The sequence below is a fragment of the Nitrosomonas sp. genome (genome assembly GCF_019635155.1).
Classification (GTDB): domain Bacteria; phylum Pseudomonadota; class Gammaproteobacteria; order Burkholderiales; family Nitrosomonadaceae; genus Nitrosomonas.
Window position 1 is genome coordinate 1 of sequence record NZ_JAHBZY010000040.1, and the last position, 4,853, is coordinate 4,853.

Here is a 4,853-nt window from a genome sequence, read left to right on the forward strand (position 1 = left end):
TATCCCCAATCCATAAGTTATTATCTATGATAAACATCAGGATTATTGATTTGTTAATATGGTTTTATCCCGCTATAGTTCGCTCAAATGATCTGAATTGTTACAGTCAGTAACCCGAGCAACATTTTTTAATTAAGAGGAATAAAACAAATGAGACTAAAACTGATTACACTGTTAGCGGCATCGGCATTCTTATCGGCTTGTTCGACACTTCCTGAAGCCCCGCAAGGCAATATTAAAGTAGGTAAAAGCAATGTTTACTGGATTGACCCTGCTACTGGCAAGCCAGGAGGATACATTGTTCCAAGAACTGCATCGCAAAAAACTAAAAATGACAACTATGCCGGTGCAAATGAACCGGTAGTTATCAGCCGGTAATTCAAAACTGGCCAAGGCTTCACAATCTCTTCGTAACCTATCTGGCAATAAGCGGGTTGATGCTGACAAGTAATAAACGCACAGCATCAACCTGTTATAAAAACATAATAAATTTAGCAGTTAACATTCCTTGCTGAGGAATGGATCAAATCCACCCGTACCCAATAATCGCTGCGATCACTATCAGAATTTGAATCATGGGCGATACTGATAAAGCGGTATCACCGTCATTATGTGACGGCTGCTTGCCTGGCAATTATCTCTAATCCAACCGGCATCGGGTTTTTCGATCCAGTCTCCGGAAATAACGGGTTAAATCACCGTTATTCATCGTTTTTCCAGCGACCTTCTCCCTTATCATCGCGACAATCATCAAATAAGAAATTTCTTAAGTAATTCCGGGAATCTGTACTTTCAGTAGCTTCATAAGTGTGCTAATGAATATTGAATTGCCTTCAGTCAGAATCAATCTAGGGAGAAAGTTCATGTTAGGAAACTTTCTATATATTAAGTCAAGGAAAATTATGAATAGTTATTTACGTGGTTTATGTGAACTAATTTTCCTATCATCCATTGCCGTTTTTGAGCTGTCATGGGCGGGATTTCCCAAAATGATTATTAATGAGAAAGTATGGCCTCCCTACTATGTGGATCAATATGATTTCTGGGGTATTTATCAAATTCCATTACCGAAACCCTCTTCTCCTGTCGCCTATTGTGCGATCCTTGAATCTGTCATGGGAAAAATGATATTTCGTACTGAAGGTGAAGCAAAATTTGATGGAGACGTTACAGCAGTAGGTCCAATGTGTCATGAATTTGATGATCGCGGTAATTCTTATGGCGGAACGGGTCTTGCTCTTGTCACACCATCCAATTACGATCCCTTTAGAAATCTAGGCAATGATTGTTCACCATTGATAAATAATGGAAGTAATCCCATTAATGCAGCAAATGGCAACAAGTATCAACACGAGATAGATTATTGGTCGGATATTGGTCTTTCATTTTCGAGGCACTACAATAGTTTATCTGGAGGGGCTTCATTTGATGCGATAGATAATAAAAAGGTATGGACTGCAAACTACGATAGTTCCGTACGTTTGCAAACAACTACTGGGTCAATTTCTTTTGGAAATGTGCACGTATATCGATCAAATGGGAATATCAACATTTATAAACCGGATGGCAATGGATATTACATTCCCGAAAATACAGATAATTTAGACAAACTGGAGTATTTGGGAAGTAACGGATGGCGTTTGCTAATTGATAACAATAATTCTATTGAAAATTACAGTTCAAGTGGAAAATTACTGTCCGTTACTCGTCGAGACGGTCGCACACAGATATTGGCTTATGATGCTGATGGTAGGCTTATCACAGTTACTGATGACATCGGTAGGGCATTGTCTTTTACCTATGATAGCAAAAATCGTATACAAACCCTGACAGATCCAAATGGTGGGTTATTTCAATATGTTCATGATACTAATAATAATCTTCTTTCTGTAACATATCCCGATGGAAGAATCCGTACTTACCATTACAACGAACAAATCTACACAAATAATACTCACTTACCTAATGCTCTTACCGGTATAACGGATGAGAATGGAGCACGCAATGCAATCTACCGATATGATGCAAGTGGCCGTGCGATTGTCAGCGAACATGCAGGTGAAACATTGCGCTACTCTTTTAAATATAACGCTGATCGCACCACTACTATTGTTGATCCTATTGGGACTTCCTATATTCACAAGTTCGAATTTATATCAGGTTCAGCCAAAAGCGTCGGTCAATCGCAACCGGCGGGTTCCGGATGCAGCGCAGCATCGAGCCACATCAGCTACGATGCGAATGGCAATGCAATCAGTCGCGCCGATTTCAACGGTAACAAGACCTGCTATGCGTATGATCTGAATAGAAACCTTGAAATCGCCCGGATCGAAGGCTTAAGCAGCGACAGCGACTGTCCGGGTGACTTGCTGGGTTATACACCCAACGCCAACAGCAGCGAGCGCAAGATCCTCACGGCTTGGCACGTAAACTTCCGGCTGCCCACGCTTATCACCGAGGTCGGACGGGAGACCCGTTATGCGTATGATGCTTACGGCAATGTCACGCAGCATCAAATCAAAGACACCGCAACGAACGATACACGCACCTGGACGATTGACTATATGTATCACGCCAGCATCCCCGGCGTGATCCTGCAAAAAACCGCCGACGGTCCGCGCACCGATATAGCCGATATCACCGTCACCCAGTATTACGCGCCGGATGCAGCCTGTAGCGGCGGCCATTTGGGTTGCCGCGGACAAGCTGCCAGCATCACCAACGCCTTGGGTCACATCACGCAAATCACGCGTTACAACGCCCACGGTCAGCCCGAAGAAATCATCGATCCGAACGGATTGACCACCGCATTAACCTACGACGCCCGGCAACGGTTGTTATCCCGCGTGATCGGCACGGAAATCATCCAGTATCAGTATGACAATGCCGGGCAGCTCAAGAAAATCATCTTCCCGGATAGCAGTTTCTTAAGTTATACCTACGATGCCGCGCATCGTCTGACAGCCATTGCCGATAATGCAGGCAATCGCATCCAATACACACTCGATAACATGGGTAACCGCATCAGGGAAGAACTATTCGATACCGGCAATAACCTGGCTAGAATCCAACAGCGCGAATACGATGCGCTGAACCGGCTATGGAAAGACATCGGCGCGCAAAGCCAGACCACGCAGTACCAATACGACGCGCAAGGCAATCTCAAGCAAATCGCCAACCCGCTGCTGCACGCGGTCAATTTCCAATTCGACGCACGCAACCGCCTGATGGAAACGACCGACCCGGACAGCGGCTTGACCCGGCAAATGCACGATGCACTGGATCGGATCACCCAGGTGGCCGATCCGCGCAATATCGCCACAACATACAACTACAACGGTTTCGGCGATGTGACGCAAGAAGTCTCTGCCGATCGCGGCACGACTACGTACACCTACGATTCCGCCGGTAATCTCAAAACCGTGCTGGACGCACGAGGCGTCAAGCAGTCTTATACCTGGGATGCACTGAATCGTCCGACCAAACGCACCCACACCACGGTAGCCGGTGTGCCCGGAGCGATTGCGCTGACCTGGAGTTACGATACCGGCGCGAACGGTATCGGGCGGCTGATCGGTATGACCGACGAATCCGGCTCGACCGGTTTCAACTACGATCCGCACGGCCGTTTGCTGACCAAGACGCAAACCGCCAAGATTGCCAGCGGTGGTGCCGGCAATACCATCAACTACATTCAAACACTAAGTTACCAATACGACAGCTTTGGTCGCTTAAGCCAAACCACGTACCCGTCGGGCACGCAAATTACCACCACCTATAGCGCCGATGGCCGCCCGAGCGAGATCCGCGTTAATGGCAACGTACTGCTGAACAACATCCGCTATCACCCGTTTGGCGAACCTAAAAGCTGGGTATGGGGCAACGGGCAAGCCTATACGCGCAGCTTTGACTTGGATGGACGGCTCGCCGCCCACCCGCTTGGCAACGACACCCGCACGCTGATCTACGATCTTGCGAGCCGCATCATTAACACAAACGATACCAACTATCCGGTATATAACCGCAGCTACGATTACGATGCGCTGGATCGTCTGACCAGTCAATCGGACAACGATGGATTCAAATTGTGGGCGTATGACGCCAACAGCAACCGCACGGCAGCGCAATTTGGCGGTATCAGTTACCCGTATGCCATCGCCGCTGCCAGCAACCGTCTGATGAACGTTGCCGGACCGGTTGCGAAGAACTATAGCTACAATGCCGCCGGCCATCCGCTGAGCGACGGTACTGCGATCTTCGCTTGGAATGCTGCCGGGAAACTTGCTGCCACAATCAAAGGCGGCAAAACGCACACCTACAAAACCAACGCCTTGGATCAGCGCATTATCAAGGATGGTCCGCTGAGTCCGAAGTTCATGTTTTTCTATGACCTTAATGGACAATTGATCGGCGAATACCGGGATAACTCAAACACTGCCACACCAACCGATGATTGGCTGCTACGGCAGGAAACCGTGTGGCTGGATAACATTCCGGTTGCTGTTATCACGAAACCCACCGCCGCCAGCGAGATCCAGGTGCATTACATCCACGCCGACCATCTCAACACCCCACGGGTGATCACCGATACAAGCAACACCATCGTCTGGCGCTGGGACAACACCCACGCGTTCGGCGCCAACCTGCCAATCGAGAATCCGATGGATGCAACACAGTTTTTTGAATACAACCTGCGATTCCCCGGGCAGTATTTCGATAAGGAAACCGGCCTGCACTACAACTATTTCCGCTATTATGAACCGGAGACCGGGCGGTATATCTCACCCGATCCGATCGGGTTGGCAGGTGGGATGAATGTTTGGGGGTATGTGGAGCAGAATCCGCTGGGTTTT

Annotated in this window: 2 protein-coding genes; both read left to right on the forward strand. The window is 47.9% G+C overall.

Going from position 1 to position 4,853, the window contains the following annotated elements:
• Positions 1 to 150: 150 nt before the first annotated feature.
• Positions 151 to 378, forward strand: a complete 228-nt coding sequence (locus KF839_RS14640) for a hypothetical protein (RefSeq protein ID WP_292918568.1) — start codon at positions 151 to 153, stop codon at positions 376 to 378.
• Positions 379 to 902: 524 nt separating this feature from the next.
• A partial coding sequence (locus tag KF839_RS14645) for an RHS repeat domain-containing protein (RefSeq protein ID WP_292918569.1) occupies positions 903 to 4,853 on the forward strand: 3,951 nt, incomplete at its 3' end.

Coding starts and splice junctions, on each gene's coding strand:
- KF839_RS14640 (WP_292918568.1), top strand. CDS start 151: ATGAGACTAAAACTGATTACACTGTTAGCGGCATCGGCATTCTTATCG.